This is a genomic window from Sphingomonas sp. LR60, assembly GCF_036855935.1.
GTDB lineage: Bacteria > Pseudomonadota > Alphaproteobacteria > Sphingomonadales > Sphingomonadaceae > Sphingomonas.
Window position 1 is genome coordinate 134350 of the sequence record NZ_JASPFK010000001.1, and the last position, 26771, is coordinate 161120.

Annotated in this window: 23 protein-coding genes and 2 pseudogenes; 14 read left to right on the forward strand and 11 right to left on the reverse strand. The window is 67.5% G+C overall.

Annotated features, from left to right (window positions below; all coding sequences use genetic code 11):
- Window positions 1-176: 176 nt before the first annotated feature.
- The 8 genes from QP166_RS00655 to QP166_RS00690 all read left to right on the forward strand — a co-directional run bounded on the left by QP166_RS00655 (window position 177) and on the right by QP166_RS00690 (window position 5952).
- Window positions 177-746, forward strand: a complete 570-nt coding sequence (locus QP166_RS00655) for an HNH endonuclease (protein WP_333914154.1) — start codon at window positions 177-179, stop codon at window positions 744-746.
- A 16-nt stretch (window positions 747-762) separates the two neighbouring features.
- Entirely contained in the window at window positions 763-1191 is a 429-nt protein-coding gene (locus QP166_RS00660; protein WP_333914155.1) for a hypothetical protein, read from the forward strand.
- 72 nt (window positions 1192-1263) lie between these two features.
- Window positions 1264-3936, forward strand: coding sequence for a phosphoenolpyruvate carboxylase (ppc, locus tag QP166_RS00665; protein ID WP_333914156.1), 2673 nt, complete (start codon window positions 1264-1266; stop codon window positions 3934-3936).
- A 12-nt stretch (window positions 3937-3948) separates the two neighbouring features.
- On the forward strand, window positions 3949-4578 hold the full coding sequence (locus QP166_RS00670; RefSeq protein WP_333914157.1) for a LysE family translocator: 630 nt from the start codon (window positions 3949-3951) through the stop codon (window positions 4576-4578).
- 156 nt (window positions 4579-4734) lie between these two features.
- Complete coding sequence (locus QP166_RS00675) at window positions 4735-4905, forward strand: hypothetical protein (RefSeq protein ID WP_333914158.1); 171 nt, start codon at window positions 4735-4737, stop codon at window positions 4903-4905.
- The gene (locus tag QP166_RS00680; protein ID WP_333914159.1) at window positions 4902-5162 is read left to right on the forward strand and encodes a hypothetical protein; all 261 of its coding nucleotides are present in this window, start codon (window positions 4902-4904) and stop codon (window positions 5160-5162) included. The genes QP166_RS00675 and QP166_RS00680 overlap by 4 nt, the downstream gene beginning before the upstream one ends.
- Window positions 5155-5679: a hypothetical protein gene (locus tag QP166_RS00685; protein WP_333914160.1), complete on the forward strand. Its 525-nt coding sequence runs from the start codon at window positions 5155-5157 to the stop codon at window positions 5677-5679. Before QP166_RS00680 ends, QP166_RS00685 begins: the two co-directional genes overlap by 8 nt.
- Window positions 5680-5724: 45 nt before the next feature.
- Window positions 5725-5952 (forward strand): hypothetical protein, encoded by a 228-nt coding sequence (locus QP166_RS00690; RefSeq protein ID WP_333914161.1) that lies wholly within the window; start codon window positions 5725-5727, stop codon window positions 5950-5952.
- Between the two features lie 190 nt (window positions 5953-6142).
- Here QP166_RS00690 and pepN read toward each other — a convergent pair whose 3' ends face one another.
- The gene (gene pepN / locus QP166_RS00695) at window positions 6143-8740 is read right to left on the reverse strand and encodes an aminopeptidase N (protein ID WP_333914162.1); all 2598 of its coding nucleotides are present in this window, start codon (window positions 8738-8740) and stop codon (window positions 6143-6145) included.
- A 132-nt stretch (window positions 8741-8872) separates the two neighbouring features.
- On the opposite strand from pepN, the gene QP166_RS00700 reads away from it, so the two are divergent.
- The 3 genes from QP166_RS00700 (at window position 8873) to QP166_RS00710 (ending at window position 11155) form a co-directional block, all read left to right on the forward strand.
- Entirely contained in the window at window positions 8873-9334 is a 462-nt protein-coding gene (locus QP166_RS00700; protein ID WP_333914163.1) for a hypothetical protein, read from the forward strand.
- Entirely contained in the window at window positions 9292-10512 is a 1221-nt protein-coding gene (locus QP166_RS00705; protein WP_333914164.1) for a M28 family peptidase, read from the forward strand. The genes QP166_RS00700 and QP166_RS00705 overlap by 43 nt, the downstream gene beginning before the upstream one ends.
- Window positions 10513-10573: 61 nt before the next feature.
- Window positions 10574-11155, forward strand: coding sequence for a hypothetical protein (locus QP166_RS00710; protein ID WP_333914165.1), 582 nt, complete (start codon window positions 10574-10576; stop codon window positions 11153-11155).
- A 369-nt stretch (window positions 11156-11524) separates the two neighbouring features.
- Here the strand turns inward: QP166_RS00710 and QP166_RS00715 are convergent, their stop codons facing one another.
- Both QP166_RS00715 and QP166_RS00720 read right to left on the reverse strand, forming a co-directional pair.
- Window positions 11525-12826 (reverse strand): UDP-glucose dehydrogenase family protein, encoded by a 1302-nt coding sequence (locus QP166_RS00715; protein ID WP_333914166.1) that lies wholly within the window; start codon window positions 12824-12826, stop codon window positions 11525-11527.
- A gap of 84 nt (window positions 12827-12910) precedes the next feature.
- Window positions 12911-13297, reverse strand: a complete 387-nt coding sequence (locus tag QP166_RS00720) for a hypothetical protein (protein ID WP_333914167.1) — start codon at window positions 13295-13297, stop codon at window positions 12911-12913.
- A 97-nt stretch (window positions 13298-13394) separates the two neighbouring features.
- Between QP166_RS00720 and QP166_RS00725 the strand changes: the two genes are divergently transcribed.
- Together QP166_RS00725 and QP166_RS00730 are read left to right on the forward strand one after the other, a co-directional pair.
- On the forward strand, window positions 13395-14465 hold the full coding sequence (locus QP166_RS00725) for a polysaccharide pyruvyl transferase family protein (RefSeq protein ID WP_333914168.1): 1071 nt from the start codon (window positions 13395-13397) through the stop codon (window positions 14463-14465).
- The gene (locus QP166_RS00730; RefSeq protein WP_333914169.1) at window positions 14458-15819 is read left to right on the forward strand and encodes a Coenzyme F420 hydrogenase/dehydrogenase, beta subunit C-terminal domain; all 1362 of its coding nucleotides are present in this window, start codon (window positions 14458-14460) and stop codon (window positions 15817-15819) included. The genes QP166_RS00725 and QP166_RS00730 overlap by 8 nt, the downstream gene beginning before the upstream one ends.
- A 163-nt stretch (window positions 15820-15982) precedes the next feature.
- Here the strand turns inward: QP166_RS00730 and QP166_RS18890 are convergent.
- The 6 genes and pseudogenes from QP166_RS18890 to QP166_RS00755 form a co-directional block, all read right to left on the reverse strand.
- Window positions 15983-16117 (reverse strand): annotated as a pseudogene (locus tag QP166_RS18890) (PEPxxWA-CTERM sorting domain-containing protein); the annotation flags it as partial.
- Window positions 16118-16264: 147 nt separating this feature from the next.
- Window positions 16265-17461: pseudogene (locus QP166_RS00735) on the reverse strand (esterase-like activity of phytase family protein); the annotation flags it as partial.
- A gap of 154 nt (window positions 17462-17615) precedes the next feature.
- Window positions 17616-18428 carry an aldo/keto reductase gene (locus tag QP166_RS00740; protein ID WP_333914171.1) on the reverse strand — a complete coding sequence of 271 codons (813 nt, stop codon included), beginning with the start codon at window positions 18426-18428 and terminating at the stop codon, window positions 17616-17618.
- 222 nt (window positions 18429-18650) lie between these two features.
- On the reverse strand, window positions 18651-20774 hold the full coding sequence (locus QP166_RS00745; RefSeq protein WP_333914172.1) for a GumC family protein: 2124 nt from the start codon (window positions 20772-20774) through the stop codon (window positions 18651-18653).
- Window positions 20775-20806: 32 nt separating this feature from the next.
- The gene (locus QP166_RS00750) at window positions 20807-22045 is read right to left on the reverse strand and encodes an outer membrane beta-barrel protein (RefSeq protein WP_333914173.1); all 1239 of its coding nucleotides are present in this window, start codon (window positions 22043-22045) and stop codon (window positions 20807-20809) included.
- A gap of 76 nt (window positions 22046-22121) precedes the next feature.
- Entirely contained in the window at window positions 22122-22700 is a 579-nt protein-coding gene (locus QP166_RS00755) for a polysaccharide biosynthesis/export family protein (protein ID WP_333914174.1), read from the reverse strand.
- 358 nt (window positions 22701-23058) lie between these two features.
- Between QP166_RS00755 and QP166_RS00760 the strand changes: the two genes are divergently transcribed.
- Window positions 23059-24051 carry an NAD-dependent epimerase/dehydratase family protein gene (locus QP166_RS00760; protein WP_333914175.1) on the forward strand — a complete coding sequence of 331 codons (993 nt, stop codon included), beginning with the start codon at window positions 23059-23061 and terminating at the stop codon, window positions 24049-24051.
- Window positions 24052-24201: 150 nt separating this feature from the next.
- Here QP166_RS00760 and QP166_RS00765 read toward each other — a convergent pair whose 3' ends face one another.
- Together QP166_RS00765 and QP166_RS00770 are read right to left on the reverse strand one after the other, a co-directional pair.
- Window positions 24202-25593, reverse strand: coding sequence for an oligosaccharide flippase family protein (locus tag QP166_RS00765; protein WP_333914176.1), 1392 nt, complete (start codon window positions 25591-25593; stop codon window positions 24202-24204).
- Between the two features lie 88 nt (window positions 25594-25681).
- Window positions 25682-26632 (reverse strand): DUF1996 domain-containing protein, encoded by a 951-nt coding sequence (locus QP166_RS00770; RefSeq protein ID WP_333914177.1) that lies wholly within the window; start codon window positions 26630-26632, stop codon window positions 25682-25684.
- Between the last annotated feature and the right edge of the window lie 139 nt (window positions 26633-26771).

Below are 26771 nucleotides of genomic sequence, written 5' to 3' on the forward strand. Positions count from 1 at the left end.
GGTTCTGGATTCCCGCCTTCGCGGGAATGACGGTGGGGGGACATGGAAGGGGAAGGAAGCGCGAACGGTAGATCCTGCTGACTCTTGAAGCGGCCGGCGCGTGCTGTCATCATGGCGTCACGCCGGGGAGCGAAAGCACGCGGCACGACCTAGCGAGGTAAGGGGGACGTTCTGACGTGTTCCATCCCGACCTGATGCGGCACCCGGACTCCTGTCCGACCCTGGTGCTCAATGCCGATTACACGCCGCTCTCTTATTATCCGCTCAGCATCTGGCCGTGGCAGACCGCGGTGAAGGCGGTGTTTCTCGAGCGCGTCGATATCGTCGCGCATTACGAGCGCGAGGTGCGCAGCCCCAACCTGACGATGCGCTTGCCGTCGGTGATCGCGCTGCGACAGTTCGTGAAGCCGTCGCAATTCCCGGCCTTCACGCGCTTCAACCTGTTCCTGCGCGATACCTTCGCCTGCCAATATTGCGGCAGCCACGTCCGCGACCTGACGTTCGATCACGTCGTGCCGCGTGCGCAGGGCGGGCGGACGACGTGGGAAAACGTCGTCACCGCCTGCGCGCCGTGCAACCTGAAGAAGGGCGGGCGGACGCCGAAACAGGCGGCGATGCCGCTGCCGATCGAGCCGATCCGCCCGACGAGCTGGCAGTTGCAGGAACATGGGCGTCGCTTTCCGCCGAATTATCTGCATGAGACGTGGCACGACTGGCTCTACTGGGATGTTGAGCTGGACGCTTGAGGGAGTTTCGACGGACATGCGGGTGATGGTGGTGGTTGCGGGCGCGCTTGCGCTTGCCGCATGTTCGAAGCCCAAGGAGCCCTCTCCCGAGGAACAGGCGGCGCTGTCCAATTACGTCCCGCCGTTCGTCATGTCGCGGCTCGACTTCGGCGGCGTGGTGGAGCGGCGGTTCCGCCGGCTCGACGTCAACAACGACGACAAGCTGACGCGGAACGAAGTTTCCAAGCGGCTGCTGCCGCGCTTCGACGAAATCGACCTCAACAAGGATGGCGCGATCTCGAACGAGGAATGGAGCGCGTGGATGATGAAGCGGTTCGACGCGCAGGACATCAACCACGACGGCACCGTGACCAGCGACGAGCGGGAGCGCGCGCGTGAGATGAAGGAACTCGACCTGCCGACCCCGGCGGAAGAGCCCGCGAACACGACCGCACCGCGCAACTAAATATCGCCGATCAGGGTGGCCGGGCAGCAAACAATCGTTGACCCGGCCCGTGCGGCAGCGCAGCAAGCCTTCATGAGCACGCTGCCACCGATCACGAACAATCCCGATGTCCGCTATCTCGGCCGTGTGCTGGGCGATGTGATCCGCGCTTACGGCGGGGAGACATTGTACGAGCGGACCGAGGCGATCCGTTCCGCCTCGGTTGAGCGGCATCGCGGCAACCAGCAGGCGTCGGCGGATGCCGAGCTGGGCGCGCTCGACCTGGACGAGACGCTCGACTTCGTGCGCGGCTTCATGCTGTTCTCGATGCTCGCCAATCTTGCCGAGGACCGGCAGGGGATCGCCGCGGAAGAGGGCGCGGACGTCGCGGCGGCGCTGGCGCGGCTGAAGGATGCCGGGGTCGGCGTGGATCGCGTCCGTGCCTTGCTCGAAGAGGCGCTGGTCGCGCCGGTGCTGACCGCGCACCCGACCGAGGTGCGGCGCAAGAGCATGATCGACCACCGCAACCGCATCGCGCAATTGATGGCGCTGCGCGATCGTGGGGTGGAGACGACTCCGGACGGCGATCTGGTCGACGAGGCGATCGTACGACAGGTGGCGCTGTTGTGGCAGACGCGCGTGCTGCGACGCGAGCGGCTGTACGTGGTCGACGAGGTCGAGACCGCGCTGAGTTACCTGCGCGACGTGTTCCTGCCGGTGCTGCCGGCGCTCTACCAGCGCTGGGACCGGGCGCTGGGCGGACGGGTGCCGTCGTTCCTGCGGCCTGGAAGCTGGATCGGCGGCGACCGCGACGGCAATCCGTTCGTCACCGCCGATTCGCTGCGCACCGCGTTCGCCAAGGCGGCGCAGGCGGTGCTGGGCTTCTATCTCGAACAGCTTCACGCAATGGGTGCGGAACTGTCGATCTCGGCGCATCACGCGACGGTCGATGCGGGCGTGCGGGCGCTGGCGGATGCGAGCGGCGATACCTCAGAGACGCGCAGCGACGAGCCGTATCGGCGCGCACTGTCTGGCATCTATGCGCGCACCGCCGCGACCTATGCGAAGCTGACCGGGCAGCCCGCGCCGCGGCCGGGGCCGCTGAAGGGCGAGCCCTATCCCGATCCCAAGGCGTTGCGCGCCGATCTGATCGCGATCGCCCGGCCGTTGTCGGCGGGCGGCGACGGACTTTTGGGCAGTGGCGGGGCGATCGGGCGGTTGATCCGCGCGGTCGACGTGTTCGGCTTCCACCTCGCGACGCTCGACTTGCGGCAGAACAGCGCGGTGCATGAGCGCGTCGTCGCGGAAATGCTCAAGGTGGCGGGGGTGTGCGCCGATTATGCCGCGCTGGACGAGGACGCGCGCGTCATGCTGCTGCGGCAGGAACTGGCGACGCCGCGCCCGCTGACGACGCGCTTCGCGGAATATTCGGAGGAGACCGCGGGCGAGCTGGCGATCGTGCGGGCCGCCGCCGACGCGCATGCGACCTACGGTGCGGGGGCGATCCGGCAATATATCGTGTCGATGACCAAGTCGGTGTCCGACCTGCTCGAAGTGCATTTGTTGCTCAAGGAGGTCGGCCTGTATCGTCCCGGTCCGCCGGCGAGCGCGGCGGTGATGGCGGTGCCGCTGTTCGAGACGATCGAGGATCTCGAGGCCGCGCCGGCGATCATGAGCGAGTGGTTCGCGATCCCCGAGGTGCGCGCGATCGCGACAGCGCGCGGGCATCAGGAAGTGATGATCGGCTATTCGGACAGCAACAAGGACGGCGGGTATCTGACCTCGACCTGGCAATTGTCGAAGGCGTCGACCGCGTTGAAGCCGGTGTTCGACAAGGTCGGGGTGGGGATGCAGCTGTTCCACGGGCGCGGCGGCGCGGTCGGGCGCGGCGGCGGCAGCAGCTTCGCGGCGATCCGCGCGCAGCCGCCGGGGACGGTGCAGGGGCGCATCCGCATCACCGAACAGGGCGAGGTGATCGCGGGCAAATACGGCACGCGCGAGAGTGCGGCGACCAATCTTGAGGCGATGGCGTCGGCGACGCTGATCGCCAGCCTCGAGCCCGAGGCGCTGTCGAACGGCGACAACGAGACGTTCGCCGGCGCGATGGACCGGCTGTCGGGCGATGCGTTCCGGGCGTATCGCGGGCTGGTATACGAGACCGAGGGGTTCCGCACCTTCTTCCGCCAGATGACGCCGATCGCCGAGATCGCCGGGCTCAAGATCGGCAGCCGCCCGGCGAGCCGCAAGCAATCCGACGCGATCGAGGATCTGCGCGCGATTCCGTGGGTGTTCAGCTGGGCGCAGGCGCGGGTGATGCTGCCGGGCTGGTACGGCGTCGGGCAGGCGATCGCGGCGTTCGAGGATCGCGCGTTGCTGCGCGACATGGCGCAGGGCTGGCCGCTGTTCGCCGCGACGCTGGCGAACATGGAGATGGTGCTCGCCAAGTCCGACATGGGGCTGGCCGAGCGCTACGCCGGGCTGGTCGAGGACAAGGCGCTGCGCGATCATGTGTTCGGGCGTATCCGCGACGGCTGGCAGCAGACGCATGACGGGTTGCTCGACGTGACCGGGCAGGCGCATCTGCTCGAGAAGCATCCGGCGCTCGACGCGTCGATTCGGCTGCGGCTTCCGTATATCGAGCCGCTCAACCTCTTGCAGATCGAGCTGATGAAGCGGCACCGTGCCGGCGAGGGCGACGAGCGCGTGCGGCAGGGCATCCTGCTGTCGATCAACGCGATCGCGACGGCGTTGCGCAACTCGGGGTAAGGCGAGGTCGACATGGACTGGCACGCGTGGCTGGTGTTCGCTGGTGCATCGGTGGTGATGGCGATCATCCCGGGGCCGGGGGTCGCGAGCATCGTCGGCTTCGCGTTCAGTTCGGGACGGCGCACCGCGCTCGCCTCGGTGGCGGGGATGGCGGTCGGCAATATGATTGCGATGACGGTGTCGCTGGCGGGCGCGGGGGCGGTGCTGGCGTCGTCGGCGCTGGCGTTCACGATCCTCAAGTGGATCGGCGCGGCCTATCTGATCGCGATCGGGACGCTGGCGATCGTGCGCAGCGGTGCGGCGGCGGGGGCGGACGACGTACCGCGACGCGCGGTGAGCCCGCGCGCGGCGTTCGCGACCAATGTCGCGGTCGGCACCTTCCATCCCAAGACGATCATGTTCTTCGTCGCCTTCGCCGCGCAGTTCATCCGCGCCGACGCGCCGTTCGTGCCGCAGGCGGCGGTGCTGATCGCGACCTTCACGGTGATCGCGGGGGTGAGCGACAGCCTGTACGCGCTGGCGGGATCGCGGGCGTCGGGGTGGCTGCAGCATCCGCGCGCCCGCGTGTGGACGCAGCGGGCGGGCGGCGGCGCGGTGCTCGGCGCCGGGCTGGCGATGGCGGCGATGCGCGCGCCGCGGTGAACGGTGGCGGTCGGCGACGATCCGGACCTCACGTGACGAGGGCCGATTAGGTTAAGCTGCCGATCCGTGTTAAGCTTCGGCATCGTCGGTAGATTGCCCACAAGCACCGACGGCTGAGAGACGCCGCGCTCCCGCTTGTCACTCGGGAGCCAGCGCATGGACCTCAATTATCTTTTCCATCGGCATCAAGTGTCGATGATGATGGCCGCCGCCGCGCGCGGCAGCGAGGCGCGCATGGCGCATGTGCAGCTTGCCGGGCGCTATGCGACAAAGATCGCCCGTGCGCAGACGCAAATGGGTGCCGACCGGACCTTCGTCGCAGCATGAGTGACGAACAGCCGCGCGCGACGCGCACGTTCCGCGCCGCACGCGTCCGCTACGATCCCGATCGCGCCGAGCGGCAGAGCCGCGTGACGCGGCTGGCGATCGAGCGGATGGGCGCGTCGGCGGCGCTGCCGTTCCTCAACGCCGATCACGAGGGGCTGGGCGCGACCCCGCTCCATCTGGCCGGCGACAGCGCGGAGGCGTGCGCGCGCGTCGAGGCGGTGATCCTCGCGATCGATCACGGCGCGGAGCTTGCGTGATGCCACGCTGGCGCCGGTGGCTGCGCGATTGGGCACGCCGCCGCCGGACGCGCCGCGCGTGGCGGTGAGGACGGCGGCGCGCGATCAGGCGGCGGTGACGCTGGCGCGCGCGACCGCCTTCCTGCGCACGCAGATCGACCGCTCGTGGCTCGACCAATGCTGGGACGATAACGATCGGCTGGTGCGCTCACGCGTGATCGGCAATTGGATCGGCGAACTCGACCGCTTGCTGCACGTCCTGCTGGATGCCGCAGCGGATCACGCCGGGCGGCCGGTACGATCGGGGCAGCGCAACACCGGAAGCAAGCTGGTGACGTTCTGCGCCGAAGCGTCCTGGGGCGTCGAGCGGCTGGACGGAATGGCGCGCGCACGCGCGACGTTCCGTTACACGCAGGGCGCGGCGCGGCGTGCCGACGTGCGCGGCGGCAGCCACATGACGGTCGGCTGGTCGGGGCCGGGGGGACGCTGCGCCGCTTTACGCTGGGCGAGCGGATACACCTTGGCAGTCAGGCGTTGATCGAGGTCTGCGACCTGTACGACGAATTGGCGGCGCAGGTCGTACGTGTACCGCCTGAGCAAACCGAAGGGGCCGGTCATCAAGGAATATGAACGCTTCGAAGCGATCGCCGCGCAACATCGTCGCGATGCGCAGGAAACCACGCTGGACAACGTTCGCGAACGTTGCCGGCGGTCGGAAGACGCCTGGATGAAGATGGCCGCACAGTCGCGGCGCACCGAGCAGCGGCGCGTGGAGCGCGATGCGAAGGTGGAGTTGGTGGCGGTCGTTTAACGATCGAGCCAATCGGTCAAGAAGACGTTCGGCGATCTATTTTCGTCATTGCGAGCGTAGCGAGGCAATCGAGGGTTGGATCAGGACGCCCTGGCTTGCTTCGCTACGCTCGCAATGACGGTTTAGAGGGGCTGCCGCCGGGGTACATGTCAGCGTTGATGGCACTTTGAGCCCGCGATGACCGCGGGCGTTACCCTTCCAGGCTCTTCGACGCCTGTTCGAACAGGTCCTTGCTGATCCCCGGCGTGGCGACGATCCGTTCCAGCTCTGCCCGCATCGCGCCCGAGCGCACCGGATCGAAGCGCCGCCAGCGGCCGAGCGGCGGGAGCAGCCGCGCCGAGGTCTGCGGATTGAGCTTGTCGAGCGCGAGCAACTGGTCGGTCAGCCAGCGATAGCCCGCGCCGCCCGCGGCATGGAAGGCGCGCTGATTGACCGCGAAGGCGCCGACCAGGGCACGGGCGCGATTGGGATTGGCGAGCGTGAAGTCGGGATGCTGCGCGAGTTCGGCGACCAGCGCGAAGGTGTCGTCGCGCGACGACAATGCCTGCGTCTGAAACCATTTGTCGAGCACCAGCGCATTGTCGGCATAGCGCGTGTAGAAATGGTCGAGCGCCCGTTCGCGTTCGGGCGATTGGCCGTTCACCAGCACCGCCAGCGCGCCCTGCCGGTCGGTCATGTTGTCGGCCGCCTCGAACTGTTCCCAGGCCAGCGTCGGCGCATCGTTCGCGCCGGACGCGGCGAGGTAGCCGAGCGCGACGCTGCGCAGGCGGCGGATGCCCTTGTCCTCGGGCGTATAGGCATAGGGACGGCGTAGCGCGGGGTCGCAGGCGGCGCGCCAGCGCGCCTCCAGTTCGCGGCCGACCGCGGCGCGCAGATCCTCACGCGCGCGGAAGATCGCTTCGGGATCGACGATGCTCAACTGGTCGCCGATGAAGTTCTCCGACGGCAGCAGCACCGCCTCGGCAACGAAGGCACGGTCGAGCGTCGGGTCGTCGAGCGTGTCGGCCACGGCAGCGACGACTGCATGCGAGTCCGCTTCGCCTTCGACCGTGGCGGCGATCAGCGTGTCGAGCATCAATTGCTGCATCGCCTCGTAGCGCGCGAAAGCGTCGTCGTCGTGGCGCGCGAGGAAGGCGAGGTCGGCGGCGCTGCGGTCGCTCTCGACGATCACCGGCGCAGAGAAGCCGCGGTTGAGCGAGACGACCGGGCGTTCGGTGACGGTTTCGAAGGTCACGCTGGCGCTGGTGTCGGAGAGGATCACCAATTGCTCGTCGCCGAGCGGCTGGCCGGTGTCGCCGCCGAATAGCCGGATGCGCAGCGGGAGTACCTGCGGGTGCTTGACCGGCTGGCCGGGGGTTTCGGGCACCTTTTGCGCGAGGTTGAGCGTCGCGCGGCCGCTGCCGGGTTCGTGGACCAGCGAGGCGGAGACGCGCGGGGTGCCGGCCTGGCTGTACCACAGTCGGAATTGGGTCAGGTCGATGTCGCCGCCCTCTTCCATACAGGCGACGAAATCCTCGCAGGTTGCGGCGGTGCCGTCGAAGCGTTCGAAATAGAGATCGGTGGCGGCGCGGAAGCGTTGCGGCCCCAGCATCGTCGCCATCATGCGGATCAGCTCCGCCCCCTTGTTGTAGATGGTGGCGGTGTAGAAGTTGCTGATCTCGATATAGCTTTCCGGGCGGACCGGATGCGCGAGCGGGCCGGCATCCTCCGGGAACTGCGCGGCGCGCAGGCCGCGCACGTCCTCGATCCGCTTGACCGCGGCCGAACCCTGATCGGCGGAGAAACCCTGGTCGCGATAGACGGTGAAGCCTTCCTTGAGGCTCAACTGGAACCAGTCGCGGCAGGTGATGCGGTTGCCCGACCAGTTATGGAAATATTCGTGCGCGACCACCGCGGCGATCGCATCGTAATCGTAATCGGTGGCGGTATCGGGATCGGCGAGGATGTAGCGGCTGTTGAAGATGTTCAGCCCCTTGTTCTCCATCGCGCCGAAGTTGAAATCGTCGACCGCGACGATGTTGAAGACGTCGAGGTCGTATTCGCGGCCATAGAAGCGCTCGTCCCACGACATCGACAGTTTCAGCGCGTCGAGCGCATGGTCGGTCTTGGGCAGATCGGCGGTGCGAACCCAGATGCCGAGCTGTACCTCGCGCCCCGAACGCGTGGTGAAGGTGCCACGATTGACCGCGAGGTCGCCCGCGACCAGCGCGAAGAGGTACGATGGCTTGGGCCACGGATCGTGCCATTCCGCCCAATGCGTACCGTCGGCATTGTCGCCCTGCGCGACCGGATCGCCGTTGGCGAGCAGCACCGGGAAGCGTGCCTTGTCGGCGGTCATCGTGACGCGATAGGTCGCGAGCACGTCGGGGCGATCCGGGAACCAGGTGATGCGGCGGAAACCCTCCGCCTCGCATTGCGTGCAGAGGTTGCCGCCCGAGGCATAGAGCCCCATCAATTGCGTGTTGCGGTCGGGCGCGATCTCGACTTCGGTCTCGACGACGTGCATGTCGCCGGAGAGCGGGACGACGAGCTGCTCGCCTTCGATCCGCCAGTCGTTGATCGCTTGCCCGTCGACCGTCACCGACAGCGGCACCTGCCCGGCGCCATCGAGCCGTAGCGGCGTGTCATGCGCGCCGTTGCGGGTGACGTTCAGGCGCGCGCGGACGCGGGTCGCCACCGGGTCGAGCGCGAAGTCGAGCGCGACCTGCGGCACCAGCCAGGTGGGCGGGGTGTAATCGCTGCGGCGCGTGGCGGCGGGCGTGACGGGTGTGGTGCGGGCATCGGCCATGCCGCGGACTATGACGAAAAGGCGGCGATGGTTCCATCCGAAAGCCGCGCGCCGAAAGCCGCGCGATCGTCTCGACGGCAACCATCTCCGCCCGTAAGGTCGGCCATCCTTCCTCTTCCACCGGTCGTGCCCATGTTTCGTTCGTTCGCTTTGCTCCCGTTGCTCGCGCTTTCCGCTACCGCCCTTGCCCAGACGACTCCTGTCGAGCGCAACGCCGCGCTCAACGCCCCGCTGCCCGCCGACCAGGCGGCGATGAAGGCGCATGTGATGTTCCTGGCATCGGACGCGATGAAGGGGCGCGACGTCGGTTCGCCCGAGTTCGATATCGCCGCGCAATATGTCGCCGCGCAATTCTATGCTGCGGGGCTGAAGCCGAAGGGCGACGACGGCGGCTATCTGCAGAAGGTGCCGCTGACCGGGTATAAGATCGCGGGCGAGGGAGTGCATCGTGGACCGCGGCGGGCGGGGCCGGCACCCCGCTGGCGTTCGGCAAGGACTTCACCCCGGCGGCCAATCCGGCGGCGAAGGCGACCACGATCGCCGCGCCGGTGGTGTTCGTCGGCTATGGGCTGGAGGCGCCGCAATATGGGCTGAACGATTATGCGGCCGTCGATGTGCACGGCAAGATCGTCGCCTATGTCGGCGGCGCGCCGGCAGGGCTGCCGAGCGAGGTATCGGCGACCTTCGGCAGCGCGGCGGCGCGGCAGAGCGCGGCGGCGAAGCATGGCGCGGTTGGCGTGATCGCGATCGCCGATCTGCGCAAGACCGGGCGCGGCGCGCCGTCGTTCGCTTCCGTGACCAAGGGTTATGCGGCCGAGCGGATCACCTGGGCGAACCCGGACGGCACCGGCAGCGCTACGGGCGTGCCGCTGCTCGGCACGCTCTCCCCGGCGGGCGCGGCGAAGGTGTTCGGGCGCGTCTGGCCTGCACTCGCCAAGGGTGCAGCGCGCAAGACGCTGAAGGTGCGGCCGGCGACCGCGGCGGGGACGCTGTCGATCGCGAGTGCCACCACCTTCCGCCCGATCGCGAGCAGCAACGTCCTGGGGATGATCCCCGGCAGCGATCCGGTGCTGGGCAAGGAGACGGTGGTGCTGTCCGCGCATCTCGATCACGTCGGGGTCGGCAAGGCGGTGAACGGCGACACGATCTACAACGGCGCGCTCGACGACGGCATCGGGATCGCGAGCCTGATCGAGGCGGCCAAGCGCTTCAAGACCGCGACGCCGCCGAAGCGCAGCATCCTGTTCCTTGCGGTCACCGCCGAGGAAAAAGGGCTGGTCGGCAGCGACTATTTCGCGAACCATCCGACCGTGCCGATCGGCGATATCGTCGCCGACGTGAACCTCGACATGCCGATCCTGACCTATAAGTTCGAGGATATGGTGGCGTTCGGCGGCGACCGATCGACGCTGGGCCCGATCATCGCGCGCGCGGTGGCGGGGATCGGCGTCGGCCTGTCGCCCGATCCGATGCCCGAACAGGCGATCTTCGTCCGCTCCGACCATTATCGCTTCGTGCAGAAGGGCGTGCCTTCGGTGTTCCTATGGCCGGGGCAGAAGGGGCCGGGCAAGGTGGCGGTCGAGACGTTCATGGACAATTGCTATCACAAGCCATGCGACGACCTGACGCAGCCGATTCTGTGGGATCAGGGAGTGCGCTTCGTCGACGCCAACTATCGGATCGCGCGCGAGATCGCCGATGCGCCGCAGCGGCCGGTGTGGAACAAGGGCGATTACTTCGGCCTGCTGTTCGACGGCCGAATGGCGCGCTGAAGCAACGACTTGCCAAGCGGGGTGCGACGACCGATGAAGGGCGCTGACCTGGGGAGTGACCGTGACCGACGCGCGTGACATCATCCGCCGCACGACGATCGAGCTGGGGCCGCTGCGCATCACGCGCGAATATCGCTGCGCGCCGCCGGGGCCGCATTACCCGTTCTACGAGCCGGCGCGGGCGCGCTCGGGCGGCGGCTGGCGCGCGGCCGGCGTACTGGGTGTCATGCTGGCGGTGAGCGCGGGCGGGCTGTCGATGGCGGCGACCCGTGCGGCGCCGATCCGTCCTGTGAATTACTCGGTGAGCGTGCCGGTGCCGGAGCGCGCGATCGCGCCTCCGGCAGTGGCCGTGGCGCGCACGGTACGGCCGGTCGCGCCCGTCGCGGTGCCGTTGGCGAAGGCCGTCGTGGCGGACGAATTGCCGCAGGATAGTGGCAGCCGGGCGGCGGCGGTCGCGGCGGCGCTGCGCAGCGGCGAGGTGCAGGAATGGTATGAATCGACCGGGCAGGTGCACGGCTTCGTCGTCGCGGGCGAGGCGGAGGCGGATGGCGGGCGGACGTGCCGCGCGCTGTCGGTGCTGACGCGCGCGCCGGACGGTGCGGATCGGGTCGACCAGCGGCGGGAATGTCTGCCGGCGGGGTAAGGGTATGATTTATCGACGCTGACGTGTAGCCTAGCTGGTTGGGGGACGCTGCTGATGTGCGTCGCGCTACCTCTCCCGGGCCTTCCCACCTGGGCCCCGGCCTTCGCCGGGGTACGGTGACGGATGGTTCAGGCCAGCTGGATCAAACTCTAGCGCCGCGGTTCGTCACTCGTGCGGCGTGGCGTGTCTGCGACTTCGTCACCCCGGATGTGTTCCAGGGGCCACCGATCCGCCAATCCAACGGGTTAAGCGTTCGCGGGACGGTGGATGCCGGAACAGGTCCGGCGTGACGGGTGACTCTTGGGGAGGTCTCGCTTTCGCCGGGATGGCGGTACGGGAAGCGGGGCTAAGGAGCCCCGCTTCCTTCGATCAGCGGCCGATGCTGGTGTAGTGGAAGCCGGCGGCCTGCACTTCGGCGGGGGTGTAGATGTTGCGGAGGTCGATCAGGATCGGCTCCTTGAGCAGCGACTTGACGCGCCGCAGGTCGAGCGCGCGGAACTCGTCCCATTCGGTGACGATCGCCAGCGCATCGGCGCCCTCGATCGCCTGATACGGGCCGTCGCAATATTCGACGTTGTCGAGCACGAGCTTGGCCTGCTCGGTGCCTTCCGGATCGAACGCCTTCACCTTCGCGCCGCCGTCCTGCAGCGCTTGGATCACCGCGATCGCGGGCGAGTCGCGCATGTCGTCGGTGTTCGGCTTGAAGGTCAGCCCGAGCACCGCGATCGTCTTGCCGCGAACGTCGTCGCCCATCGCGTGGATGATCTTGCGGCCCATCGCGCGCTTGCGGTTGTCGTTGACCGCGACGACCGCCTCGACGATCCGCTGCGGCGCGTCATAATCCTGGCTGGTCTTGAGCAGCGCGAGCGTGTCCTTGGGGAAGCACGACCCGCCATAGCCCGGGCCGGCGTGCAGGAACTTCGAGCCGATACGATTGTCGAGCCCGATCCCGCGGCTGACGTCCTTCACGTCGGCGCCGACCTTTTCGCAAAGGTCCGCGATTTCGTTGATGAAGGTGATCTTGGTCGCGAGGAACGCATTGCCGGCGTATTTGATCAGCTCGGCGGTGCGACGCGCGGTGACGAGGATCGGTGCGGCGTTGAGATACAGCGGACGATAGACCTGGCGCATGACCTCGGTCGCGCGGTCGTCGCCCGAGCCGATCACGATGCGATCGGGACGCTTGAAGTCGTCGATCGCCGCGCCTTCGCGGAGGAATTCCGGGTTCGAGACGACGCCGAACTCGGCGTTCGGCGCAGCCTCGCGGATGATCCGCTCGACCTCGTCACCGGTGCCGACCGGCACGGTCGACTTGGTGACGATCACCGAATAGCCGGTCAGCGCCTCGCCGATTTCCTTGGCGGCGGCGTAGACGTAGGACAGATCGGCATGGCCATCGCCACGACGCGTCGGCGTGCCAACGCCGATGAATACCGCGTCCGCCCCCGCGACCGCTTCCTTGATGTCGGTCGTGAACTTCAGACGTCCCGCCGCGACGTTGCGGGCGACGAGATCCTCGAGCCCCGGCTCATAGATCGGCATCTTGCCGGCCAGCAGCCGGTCGATCTTGCCCTTGTCCTTGTCGACGCAAATCACGTCATGGCCGAAGTCGGCAAAGCAAGTGCCTGAAACCAGGCCAACATAGCCCGAACCGATCATGGTAATGCGCAAGACGGTCGCTCCCTTGAATCAACCGCCCCCGGCGGCATCGCAAGCCTAGTCCGCTAGCGACTCAACTGGCCGTCTGGCAAGCATTCAGGTGATTGCAATTGGGACATGTCTCTTTGCAGGAAGCGGAATCGCGCCAGATCGCGCCATGATCGCGACCGACGTTCGCCAGCGCCGTCGCCGCCACGCGAGCACTGCGGTGGTCGCGACCGGCCACAGCAATGTCAGCGCGAAATCCGAGACGGTATCGGACCACGTCCAGTCCGGGCTGGCATTCAGCCAGTCCATGACTTCGTTGCCCAATTCGGCGGCGAGCACGACCTGCAGCGCGATCATCCCGGCGCGCCGCTGGCGCACCGCCATCAGAACCGCAAGATAGATCGCCATCCCGACATGGACGTGCAGCAGGCTGGCCGAGCCGCCCCAGGCGACGACGTCATCGATCAGCGATTTGTAGAGGTGCACGATCTGCATCGCGAACGATTGACACGGATAAGTTTAAGAAAGCGTCTTCTGCCGGTGGCCCGTCAGAACCCCGGAACCGTGGCGCTTGCCGAAGATTGTCGGGGTAATGAATGAATTGCCCGCGCAGGTCGGCGTACTGACCTTTCACAATTGCATCAATTACGGATCCTATTGGCAGGCGCGATGCCTGGTCGAGGGGCTGCGCGCGATGGGCCATGACGCGCGGCTGCTCGATCATCACAGCGATGCGGTGGTGCAAGCGGAATGGCGGTGCGCGTTGCAGCCGACGCTGCCCGAGCGGACTGCGGCAAGCGATCTGGGGGCGTACAAGGCCAAGGCGCGACGGTTCGTCACCGCGATCGAGCACCTCCCGCGCTCGGCGGCGTTTGCGATCGACAATCCGGCGGCGGTCGGTGCGCTCGACGCGGTGGTAATCGGCAGCGACGAGGTGTGGAATTTCCGCCATCCCTGGTACGCCTCGACCCCTTTGTTCTTCGGCGAGGGGCTGAACGCGCCGCGGCTGGTTTCCTATGCCGCGAGTTTCGGCAACCACGATGCCGCCGACGGGATCGGGAACGAATGGGCGGACCGGCTGCGGCGCTTCACCGCGATCTCGGTGCGCGATGCGAATGCGCAGGCACTGGTCGGCGGCGCGCTGGACGAGACCCCGCCGTTGGTGCTCGATCCGGTGCTGCAATTCGGGGACCGGGTGCCGCGTGGTGCACCCGAGGGTGCGCGCTACGCTCTGGTCTATGGTCATGGCTTTCCCGACTGGCTGGCCGACGCGATGCGGCGATGGGCGCAGCGGCACGATGTGCGGCTGCACAGCATCGGCTATCGCAACGACTGGGCGGACACGCAGGAGATCGACGCCGGACCCGAGGCGTTCGCCGAGCGGGTGGCGGGGGCGAGCGCGCTGGTCACCAACTTCTTCCACGGTTGCGTCTTCGCATTGGTGCACGGGACGCCGTTCGTGACCGCGCCGTCGCCGTACCGGTTCAACAAGGTGCGCGATCTGGCGGCGGCGCTCGATGCACAGCGGCATATCGTCGCGCCCGAGACCGGCGAGGCGGAATATGACCTGCTGCTCGGCGCACCGCATGACGCGCGGATCGGCGAGCGGATCGCGGCGCTGCGTGCGCAATCGACCGCTTTCCTCGGCGCAGCGCTTGGTTGAGGCGCTGCGCCCGGACGATATCGTCGGCGCAGGGCTGTGCATCGGCTGCGGCGGGTGCGCGGCGGCGATGCGGATGGACCGCGACGGGCTGTGGAAGCCCGAGGCGGGAACACCGGGCGGCGCGGACTTTGCGGCGCAATGCCCGTTCTCACCGGCAGCGGCGAACGAGGACGTACTGGCCGCCGAGCGCTTCCCCGTCGCACCGGCGCGCAGCGATCTGCTCGGGCGGTTCGAATCGACCTGGGTCGGGCATGTCGCTGAGCAGGCGTTTCGCACGAACGGCAGCTCGGGCGGGATGGTGAGCTGGGTCGCGGCGGAATTGCTGCGGACCGGTGCGGTCGATGCGGTCGCGCATGTCGCGCCGGTCGCCGATCCGCAGGCGGACGGCCGGTTCTTCTCCTATCGGCTGTCGCGCGAGGCCGGCGAGATCGCGGGCGGGGCGAAGTCGCGTTACTATCCGGTCGAGCTGTCGGCGGTGATCGCGGCGATCCGCGCGACGCCGGGGCGCTATGCGGTGGTGGCGGTGCCGTGCTTCATCAAGGCGCTGAACCTGTTGCGGCGCACCGATCCGGTGATCGGCGAGCGCGTGACCCATCTGCTGGGGCTGTTCTGTGGGCATCAGAAGAGCGCGCGGCTGGTCGACAGCTTCGCGTGGCAGCTGGGCACGCCGATCGCGCGAGTGCGCGCGGTCGATTACCGGATCAAGGACGCCACGCGGCCGGCCAATTGGTATCGCGCGCACCTGACGCTCGACGACGGCAGCGCGCGGGCCGAGGATTGGTGGCATCTGGCGGATGGTGACTGGGGCGCGGGATTCTTCCAGAATCCGGCGTGCGACTGGTGCGACGATGTCGTCGCCGAAACCGCCGATGTCGCGTTCGGCGATGCGTGGGTGGAGCCCTATTCGTCGGACGGGCGCGGGACCAATGTGGTAATCGCGCGCTCGCCCGAGATCCATGCGATGATCGCGGGCGCGGTGGCGGAGGGGCGGCTGGCGCTGACCCCGGTCGATGCGGCGTTCGTCGAGCAGACGCAGGCGGCGGGGTTCCGGCATCGCCGCGAAGGACTGGCATATCGGTTGACGTGGCGGCGCGGGGAGAAGCTGCGCCCGGTCAAGCGCGTTGCGCCGTCTGCGGCGGGGCTGCCGCTGCGACGGCGGCTGGTGTATCGGATGCGCTATATGATCGCGCGCGACAGCCACCGGCTGGCGCGGGTCGCGCTGCGGACCGGCAAGCCGGGGATCTACACGACCTGGGCGCGCAAGGTGCTGTCAGTGTACCGTGCGCTGGCATGGTCGCACGGAAGGCTGGGCGTGTGGGTCGACCGGGTGCTGCCGGACCGGCGGGTGCGATAGCAGGGGTTTGCTGGGGCGCGCGAACACGCCACCCTCGGCTGATCAGATCGTGATGACGGCACATCGACCCGGCTTCGTCATTGCGAACGCAGCGAAGCACTCCAGGGCCAGGACCAGGACGCCCTGGTTTGCTTCGCTGCGCGCGCAATGACGGTTCGAGCGATTACACCAGCGAGCGTGCTGCCGGTTTGCGGCGGCGGCGCATCGTGGCGCCGACGACGCCGAAGCCGGCGAGCATCATCGCCCAAGTCTGCGGCTCGGGAACGGCGCCGGTCAGCTTCGCATATTCGTCGGCGGTGACCTTGAAGCTGTAGATCATGCTCGGGATCAACGTCCTGCCCTTGGGACAGGCGGCACCGAGCGTGACCTGCGTGCTGCCGCCCTTGCCGGTGCAGACGTCGAACTGCTCGCCGCTGCCCGATTGGGTGACCGAATAATCGTTGTCGGTGATGATGATCAGCGAATAGCTGCCGTCCGCCAGCCGTGGCCCGAACGAGAAACCTTCGATCTTTTCGGGGACGGTGTAGCCGGCTGCCTTCAGCGCGGCGGCGATGTCGAGGAACGGCGTCGCGCTCTTGGTCACGGGCGTGACGCCGGCGGGCAGATCGTTGGTGTCCGCGAGGCTGATATCCTTGACGTCGGTCGCGTTGCTCAGGTCGATCTCGTAAATGCGCTTGTCCGCGACCTGTTTCTTGCCGGTGGGATCGTCGACGCCGACGCCGCGATTGTCGCGCTCCAGCACCAGCAATTTGTTGTCGCCGATCGCCTGCAACGACGAGACGCCGATCGAGCGGCCCTGCTTGTCGGCGTCGAACTGGTTCTTGGTCAGTCCGGCGTTCAGCTCGTCGACTGAGGCGAGTTGATAGACATATTGCTTGGTCTGCTTGCCCGAGGCGATGTCGAACTCGACGATGCGGGTGTTGCGGCTGTAGGTGCCATCGGCCGAACCATCGGTGGCGCGGCCTTCGTTGACGAGCGGGTCCTGGAGGATCGCATAGGCGGTCTTGCCGTCCTTGCTGATCGTCAGCCCCTCGAAGCCACGATTGTCCTGCCGGCCGTTGACGATCGATCCCGCGCCGCCGACATAGTCGACGCCGCCGTTCGCATCGTGGGGGACGAGGTTCGACAGCGTCTCGAACGCGCGGACGAACTGGCCGTCGGCACGGAATTCGAGGACCGACGGGCCATATTCGTCGGAGACGAGGAAGTTGCCGTTGGGCAGCCGCGCCAGCCCCTCCGGATCGAACGAGCGGCCGAGATCGGCGACGCTGCCGTTGAGCAGCGAGGGATTGAGGCCGTTATAATTGGTCGCACCGTCGTGGTAGAGGACCGTGTTGGTGAGCGTGAAGCCGTTGATCTTGCCACCGGTGTCGATGTCGAGCGTAAAGCCTTGCAGCCGGGGCGTGTAGGACAGCACGCCGCCGCCGGGGCCGCGATCGGTGGTACCCCAGAAGGTGCCGGTGCTTGCGTCGTAGCTGAGGTCCGATCCGAACCCGCCGAGGCGATTGTCGCCGGTGTTGGGCAGGCCGGACAGGTCGGCAGTGTTGGCGATCGAATAGGCCGAAATCAGCGTGACCGCACCCGCGGGCAGCGGGGACAGCGTGACGGCGGCGGCAGCGGCAAGCAAAGCGTGAGGGCGCATTGGGTTGATCTCCTGTTAACCGTGCGCCTGCGAGATCGTTGTTACGTCGCCGTGACGATCGTGCGACGTTCTTGCGTCAGGCGGCGCCCGCGTACCGGAATGGTGCAAGTGGGGTGTCCCGTGCGGTGATCGCCCGGTGGCGGGGCATCGAGAATCATCGCGCCGCGCCGCGCGCGATCGCGGCGAGGGCGCGCAGATGCTCGGGCTTGCCGGTGCCGACGATCGTGCAATCGACGCTGGGATGCGCGAGGGCGCGCGCCACCGCCTGCGCCGGGATCAGGCCGAGCTGCCGCGTCACCACCTCGCGCGCGAGCACCAGATGCCCGCGCTTGCGGATCGTATCGGCGCGCGTACCGAGCGCAGTCAGCACGGTCCACGGCAGTTCGAGCACGTCATAGCCGGGCTGGTCGAGCGCGGCGTCGAGCGTCGCGAGATCGTCGCACGACACACCGATCCGCAGCGCCTTGCCGCCGGCCCGTGCCGCGACCAGCGCCAGCGCCAGTTCGGCATCGGCGGCGATGTGCGCGGGTGGGCTGTGGAGCAGGAACGCCTCGACGCGGTCGGTCCGCAACCGCTTGAGCGACGCGTCCAAGCTGGCGACCACGGCGCGCGGGCGCCAGTCGGCGTGCATCGCCCGGCTGCGGTGCGCGGTGACGACGTTGCCGGGGTCGCCGCGCCGCGCGAGGATCGCGCGGACCAGCGGCTTGGCGGTACGCAGCAGCCGATATCTGGTCGAGAAGGTCTGCCCGCCCTTGGTGACGATGAACGCGGCGTCGCGCCGGCCGGCGATCGCGCGACCGATGATCCGCTCGCTGTCACCCTGGCCATAGATGCTGGCGGTATCGAGGACGGTGACGCCGAGATCGAGCGCGGTGCGGACCAGCCGCTCGCTGTCGGCGGCGGGGGCGGGGTTGGCGAACGAACCGAACTTGCTGCCGCCCAGCCCGAGGCGCGCGACGGCGGTCATCGAGGCGCGATCCGGTAGGTGCGCGCCCGGCTGCGCTTCACGGACAGCGCTGTCGCTACGATCACTTCCGGCCCGCTCCGCCACAGGCGCGGCCGCGCTGACACAGCAGCAGATAGGACGTGAAAAGCGCGGCGTTCACCAACACCTCCGGAAAAGGTGCCCGAAGGTAGCGGAGGATATATTCGTTCGCCAGCCGTTGCGTCCGGACGCAACGGGGTCGGATCATGCCTTCGCGTAATAGTCCTTCATGTAATCGGCGTAGTAGGACGGATCGCCGAACTCGGCGTGCGCCTGCGCCCTGAGGTCAACCATCGTCAGCGCGACCCCGGTGACGTCCACGCCGACCGAGGCGATCTGATGCAAGGCGGCGCGTGCGGCGCGGGCCGGGGTGGCACGCCAGCGGACCAGCAGTGCCAGCGCATCGAAGTGCCGGGCGAGCAGGCGGGTATCGGCGACCGCGAGCACCGGTGCGGTGTCGACCACGATATGGTCGTATCGACGGCGCAGCTCGGCGAGCAAGGCGGCGAATTCAGCGGTTTCGAGCAAGTGCGGCGCGGCGCCGGCCGTCGCGGCGAGCGGCAGCACGTCGAGCCCGGTCGCTTCCTCCCGTACGATTGCGTCGTCGAGCGTAGCGGTGCCGGCGAGCACCTCGCCGAGCCCGACGTGCGCCTGCGGGGCGAGCGCGATCGATGCCGAGCGGCGGCGCAGGTCGGTGTCGAGCAGCAAGGTGCGCGAACCCCCGGTGGCGAGCACGCGCGCGATCGAGGTCGCGGTCGTCGTCTTGCCTTCCCGGGGCAGCGCCGACGTGATGCCGAGGATCTTGCCGCCCCGCGCCGACGATGCGCAGAAGCTGAGGCTGGTCGCGATGTTGCGATAGGCCTCGGCATAAGCGGACAGCGGATGGAGCAGCAGCGCCTCTGCCGCATCCCCGGTGCGTGGCTGGTCGATGGCGCTGGCCGGGGTCGGCACGCTGTTGAAGTAATCGACGCCCAGCATCGCTTCGATATCGTCGACCGTGTCGAGCCCCTGCACCCAGCGTTCGCGGACATAGGCGATCGCCAGACCGATCGCGACGCCGAGCACCGCCCCCATGAACAGCAACAGCGGGACGTTCGGCGAACTGGGCGTCAGCGGCAGCGAAGCGGGTGCGGCGATCCGGCTATCGGGACGGACGATCGACCGCTGTGCATTCTGCTGCGTGCTGGTGTTGAGCAATTGCTGATAGGCGTCGCGCGCATTTTGCGCGGCGCGTTGCAGTTCGGCGAGGTCGACCGAGGCACGGACGTCGTTCGCCTGTCGCGCCTGCGCGGCGGCGAGGCTCGCCTCCAGCGAGGCGGTCGTCGAACCCGCGGCCTGCGCGGCGGCGCCGGCCGAGCGCGACAGGTCGCGCCGCTCGCGCGCCACTTGCGCGTCGATCGCGTCAAGTTCCTGGCGGGCGTCGGCCAGCGCCGGATAGCGCTCGCCATAGCGCGTTTCGAGCGCGGCGACCCGCGCCGCAACCTGCGCGCGCTGTTGGCGAAGCGACGACAGCGTCGCCGTGCTGTACGGGCTGCTCGTGCCGCCCCCGCCACCGACGATCGTCGCGCCGCTGGCGGCGCTGCGCGCGCGTGCCGCCGCCTCCTCGGCGCGCGCCGAGGCGAGCGCGCTGCGGATCGCGGCGATCTCCTGCTCGGCGGTGGCGGAATCGGGCAGCTCGAGCAGGTTGTTGCGGACGCGGAAGGCGGCGACGGTGGCATCGGCCTGCTCCACCTTGCGGCGCAGTGCGTCGAGCTGTCCGGCAAGGCGCGCGTCGACGTCACTGAACTCGGACAGCCTGGCTTGCAAATTCTCGGCCATGAACGCCTGCGCGAAGGCGTTGGCGACCTGCATCGCCTTGAGCGGATTGCGGTCGGTATAGCCGACCTCGAACAACGAGGTGGTGCCGATCCGCGCGGCGTCGAGATTGGTGAGCAGCGCGCCCGCAATCGCTTGCTTCCCGGTTGCGGACCCGGTCACCAACGCCTTGGCGGCGGCGCGCAACTCGGGATCGCGGTCGAGCCTTAGCTGATCGACAACGCGGGTCGCGACCGCCAGCGACTTCATCGTCTGAACCTGCGCGTCGATCTTTGCGTCGCGCGCCAGATCCGACAATTGCGGCTGCGGCGCACCGGCGACCACACTCGGCGGCGTATATTCAAGCTGCGCGATGGCGGTGTAGCGGCGCGGCACGATCTTGCCGATCCCGGCAGCGACCGCCACCATCGCGACGATGCAGCCGAGCATGATCGGCAGGTGGCGCTTCAGGCGCGAGAAGAGGCCCGCCAGATCCTGGCGTTCGTCGATCCGCATGGTCGTCACATCCGCCATCATCTGCCCCTTTTGTGTACCCGTGCCGCGGACTAGCGCCGCAACGTCACGCTCAGTCCGGCGCGGACCTCGCTGAAGCGTTGCCCGCTCTGCGCACCACGGCTGGCGCGGGCGGAGATGTCGATCGACGGCGTCAGCATCACCGAGCGGTTGAGCGTGTACAGGGCGCTCGCGCCGGCATGGCGCAACGTGTCGCCACGATCGATGCGCGCGAAATCGTCGTTCTCGACATCAGCGCGCGCGATCAGGATCAGGTTGCGCAGCAATTCGTGGTCGACCTCGGCCGCCCATCGCAGCGCGACATAGCCCGGCGACCCGGCGACAATCGCATCGCGCACGTCGCGGCGCAGCGAAAGACTGATCGTGGTCAGCGCGGTGACGAGATAATCGGCCTGCGCGTCGATCGCGAGCCCGGTGAGGTTCGTGACGCCGATGGTGCGGTAATGCCGCGTGAGCCAGCCGAGGCCCAGCCGCGTGCGGATGAGCGGCGTGAGGTCGAACGCCGCACCACCGATTACGCGCAGTTCGCCACCGCTGCGGTCGAAATCGACCCTGGCCAGCCTATAGTCGTGACGGGAATAGCTTCCCTGCACGAACAGCGCGGTGACCGGCGAGACACGATCGTCGGCGCGTGCGGTCAGCCGGGTGGAAGTGCGGTCCAGATAGTCCTGATCGATCCGCGTCCCGTCGCGTGCGCGGGTGTCGCCGTAATTCAGTCGCGTGACGTTGACGTCGCCCGTCAGTTGCAGGCGGTTCACCGCATAGCTGCCGCGCAGCGAAGCGACCTGGCGGTCGAGCGGGACCGAGGCGGCGGCGAAGCGGGGGAAGTCGCCCGACAATTGGGTGATGTAGATACGGTCGGCATTCACCGCCGCGCGCAGGGTCGACGTGCCGATGATGTCGATCCGGCTCTCGACGCCGATATCGTAGCCGTTCTCGTTCTTGATCGAATAATCGAGATAGCGCCGGAACGTGCCGCGCAGATGGCCGAGCAGTTGATGCCGCGACCAGTCGCTGCGCAAGTCGAGCCGCGGCGCGACGGTCTTATAGCCATCGGAAAGGGCGGCGTCGGTCGCACCGAAGACGTTGCTGGTCGCGTTCGCGGCGAGATCGACTTGCGGGAAGACGAGGAACGCGCCGGCACGGACGCCCGCGACGGCCAGTTCGGGATGCGGGCGCTGCATGACCGTGACCCGGTCGGTCAACGGCAGATCGAAGGCGAAGCCGGTATCGAGCAATGAGCGGGCGGTTTGCGCGTGCGCGGCCGGCATAACCGCGACGAGCGTCGAGGCCGCCGCCAGTAGTCGCGCAACGCGGGTGCGCGACGTACGCGCGCCACCGCCGCGGTCAGAAGAAGCGTTCGGCAAAGCGGATCGTGTCGCCGGGGCGCACGGCCAGGTCCGGCGTCGCCTCCACCCTGATTTCGCCGCCGCTCTCGGGGCGGATGAACACGTATTTCTTCTGTGCGCGATAGGTGTAGCCGCCCGCCAGCGCGACCGCACCGTCGAGCGTCAGGCCGGTCTGATACGAATATTGCCCAGGCTTGTTGACCTCGCCGAGGATATAGAAGGGCCGATAGCTGACGATCGCGCCAGTCACGCTCGGATTGCGAAGGAAGCCGTCGGCGAGCCGGTCGCGGATCAGCGCGCTGATCGCGGCGATCGTCCTTCCCTGCGCCTTGATCGTGCCCGCCAGTGGCACCTCGATCGTGCCGTCGGGATTGATCGGATAGGTGCGGGTGAGATCGGGCTCGCCATAGACCGCGATCGCGATCTGGTCACCGACGCCCAGTTGGTAGGTGGCGTCGACCGGTGTCGCCCGCTCGCGCCCGAGTGAAGAGGCGGATTGTAGTGGCAGGTGTGCGCCGCGATCGGCGCAAGCTGTCAAAAGCGCCAGAGCCGACAGCAGGATTGCCAGCCTATTCATCGTGATAGTTCACCGGGGCCTCTGCCGGATGCAAAGTGTCGAATTCCACTTTTCGAAGTCTAAACGTCGTGTGCCATTTTGCAGGAAGAACATGACGCAATATGGCGATCGTTGCGGAGCGAGCAGCAAGTGCGGACGCAAGATCGGCTGCAGGCGCAGCGTGGGGCTGGATAGATGCGGCGTCGTCGCGCGCTGCCGAGCCTGTTCCCCGGTCTGGCGCAGGAAACGCTATGTGGTGTGGCAACCCGCGGAATCGGTGCGGAACTAGGGCGGGACGCGTTGCCGTTTGCCGTCCGCACCTTTAGGAGGCGGTGCAGCATGAATGCGCCGACCCCGGCGCGAACCGAGGGATGACAGCATGAGCGGCCGCACCGATCCGATCCTGGTCACCGGCACCGCCGGCTTCATCGGCCACGCCGTCGCGCATCGCCTGCTCGATCGCGGCGAACGTGTGATCGGCGTCGATATCGTCAACGATTATTACGACCCGACGCTCAAGGAAGCGCGGCTCGCGACCTTCCAGGGACGCAACACCTTCGCCTTCCATCGCGCCGACATCGCCGATGCCGCGGCGATGGCGAAGATCGTCAACGACGAGGGCGTGCGCCGCGTCGTCCACCTCGCCGCGCAGGCGGGGGTGCGCTACAGCCTCGAAAATCCATTCGCCTATGAGCGGTCGAACCTCGCCGGGCATCTGTCGATCATGGAGGCGTGCCGCCATGCCGAGGAGTTCGAACACCTCGTCTACGCCAGTTCCAGCTCGGTCTATGGCGACAAGCCGATGGGTGGCGAGGGGTTCACCGAGGACGAGGCGGCGGTCGATCCGGTCTCGCTCTACGCCGCGACTAAGCGCGCGTGCGAGCTGATGAGCCAATCCTATGCCAAGTTGTACGGCTTTCCGCAGACCGGCTTGCGCTTCTTCACCGTCTATGGCCCGTGGGGTCGACCGGACATGGCCTATTTCTCGTTCACGCAGAAGATCATGCGTGGCGACGCGATCGAGGTCTACGGCGAAGGCAAGATGGCGCGCGACTTCACCTATATCGACGATATCGTCGACGGGATCGTCGGGGCGCTCGACCATCCGCCCGAGGCGGGCGGGCACCGCGTGCTCAACATTGGTGACAGCCATCCGGTCGGGCTGATGGAGATGATCGAGGCGCTGGAAGACGCGATCGGGCAGAAGGCCGAGAAGGTGATGCGCCCGATGCAGCCCGGCGACGTGACCGCGACCTATGCCGACGTCTCGAAGCTCCACGCGCTGACCGGCTATCAGCCCAAGGTAATGCTGCGCGAGGGATTGCAGCGGTTCGCGGAATGGTATCGCGGCTATTACGGGCCGAACGCCTGAGGGGCTTGCGCCAAGCCGGTACCATTCCGGCTTCGGCGTGTCGTCGCGGGTAAGATTCAGCGACATCGGATCGTTCTCCTGCGAACGCAGGAGCCCGTGGTGATCCGGGCTGGAACGCAAGTGGAAACCCGTGACGACGGAGCCGGGTTATTACCGGTACATCGTGATCCGGAACAGCTCGCCGGGTGCGCCGGTGAGGCCGATCTGGAACGTGACCCAGCGGATCGCGAAGGCGAGCGCGATCAGCGCGGCGGTGGCGAGCACGTCCTGCCGGATGAACGTCACCTTCAGGCGCGCCTGTCCGATCGCCAGGCAGGCGTAGCGCATCACCTCCGCCAGCACGGTCGCTCCCGCCGCGGCAGCGATGCCGTAGCGCGTCAGCCCGAGCGGCAGGAAGACGACCAGTCCGAGCAGCTTCGCACTGCTGCCGAACGCGCTGTAATGCGGCTTGCCGAGCCCGAGCATCAGATTTTCGTTGAGCGTGCTCAGGATCATCAGCCACGCCGCCAGCCCCACCCACGGGATCAGCTGCGCCGCGTCATGGTAGCGCGGATCGTAGATGCGGATCACGAAGTCGCAGGTCGCGATGAACCCGGCGATCGCGACCAGCGCAACGACCTGAAACTGCAGGCGACGATGCGCGAGCTTGCGCTGGAGTTCGGCCCCGCGGGCGGTCGTGGCGGCGACACTGGGGAAGACGACTTCCGCACCGAGCTTGACGCTGAACTGCGCGAAGACGTCGGACAGCGAGCGAGCGATGCCGTAGATGCCGAGCGCAGCGAAGCTGACGTATCTGGCGAGGATCAGTCGGTCGAAATTGAGCGCGAGGAAATACACGACCGAGGAGACGAAGACCCATTTCCCGAAGCCGATGATCTCCCGCGCATAGGTGCGGTCGATCATCAGCCGGTGCTTGATCCCGGGCATGATGAAATAGGAGCAGACGGTGGGCGAGACCGACGCGAGGATGCTGCCGGTGAGCAGCCCCCAGATATTCGGCGAGACCCAGGCCGAGACGATCAGCGCGATCGAGGCGATCGAGGCGAAGGTGACCTCGTACTTCGCAGTCCGGTCGAGCGCGAGTTGCTTGATCGCAAGCGGCAGGCCGATCGAGGTGCAGCCGGTCAGCACGAAGAAGATCGTCATGTACGGCAACAGCTGATGCAGCGTCGGGTCACCGTAGAAATGCCCGATCACCGGTAGCAGCAGGAAGGTGACGATCCCCAGCCCGAAACCGCGCAGCACCTGCAACGTCCAGGCGGTGTTGTAGAAGCGCGGGTCGTTGGCGTTCGGGCTGCTGACGACGTTCTGCGCGATGCCGATGTCGGTGAACAGCTCCAGCCCGACGCGCAGCGAGGTGAGCAGGATCATGATCCCGAACAATTCGGGCGCCAGGATGCGCGTCAGCACCAGGTTGGTGGCGAAGCGCACCACCTGCACGATCATATAGCCTGAAGTCGCCCAACCGAGCCGCCGCAACAGCGCCTCCGGCACATGGACGCGCGCCAGCAATCTAGCGCTCAGCGTTGAAGTATCGGCCATGGACCCGTGGATATCCGTCGTAAGCAGTGTCGATAGGCGGAGGGACATGGCGCGGAGTGCGTCACGACCACAAAGCTGGTGGGCGCGATCAGCGCGCGGCGGTTGCCTTGCCGCTCGCGGTCGCGCCCGCGGCGGGGCGCGGCGGGATCGGGACGAGTCGGCGCGGCGTGGTCCAGACGAAGGGCGCCGCTTCCTTCATTTGTCGCCCGTCACCCAGATTGCCGCTGTGGCAGGATTTCAGCATGTCGATGCAATGCTCGGTCCATTCCGCCATCACGTCGTCATCCCATGCGCCGAACCAATCGGCGTGGAAGGTCGAGCCCGCGGGCATTCGCGCCATACCCGGCATTTCGTCAGAGGACAGATACCAGCTGTCGGCGCGCTCCGGGCCGACCGTGTACCACGCGCCCATCGTGAACGACGGAATGACATAGGGGTGGCTTGCCGGGCACCTTAGATATCCCCACGAGCCATAGCTCGGGTTTGCGGTGTGATCGCGATGGTTCGGGCTGTCGAGTCGCTTGCCGTCCCAGCAGCCCGGCGCCGAAATCGAGGCGCCGAGCCGATTGCCCGCCGGACAATTGGCCGCAGCCTCGGTGATCGTCGCATAATGCCCGGGTGTGGCGGACGGACCGTCGCAATTGAAATAGCTCCCGCCGGTCGGCGTCTTGCCGGTCAGCATGTCGTAGCCGAAGATGAAGCGCAGCCCGCGTGGCAGCGGGACGCATTCCTTGCCCTGCCGCCGGCAGTCCGCGCTGTCCTTCGGCAAGCGCTTGTAATAAACCGAAACATAGTCCGGCCGCACGACATGGCCGCGCCCATCGAGCATCGCCGGCATCCAGTAAGCGGAGCGATTGAGGATGTTGACGCACGTGCTGTTGCCAGAGGTGCGCAGGCTGCGATAGGTGCTGCTGGCGTTCGCCGCGGTATTGCCGAACCATTGGTGAAGGTGACTTCTGCCCGGCTGGTTCGGGTAGACGATCGGATCGTCGTAGCTGATCTGTCCCGGCTCACACATGAAGCGGAACGCGCCAACCACGTCGGGCGCGGCGGTCGGCGGGAGTTCCCCTTGCCGCCGGTCGGGACGATCAGCGTCGCCGGCCGCACCGTTGACGGGATCGACGCGGGCACTTCGAGCACGTCGTCGCTGAGCCGTGGGCGGACCTGATCGCCATGCA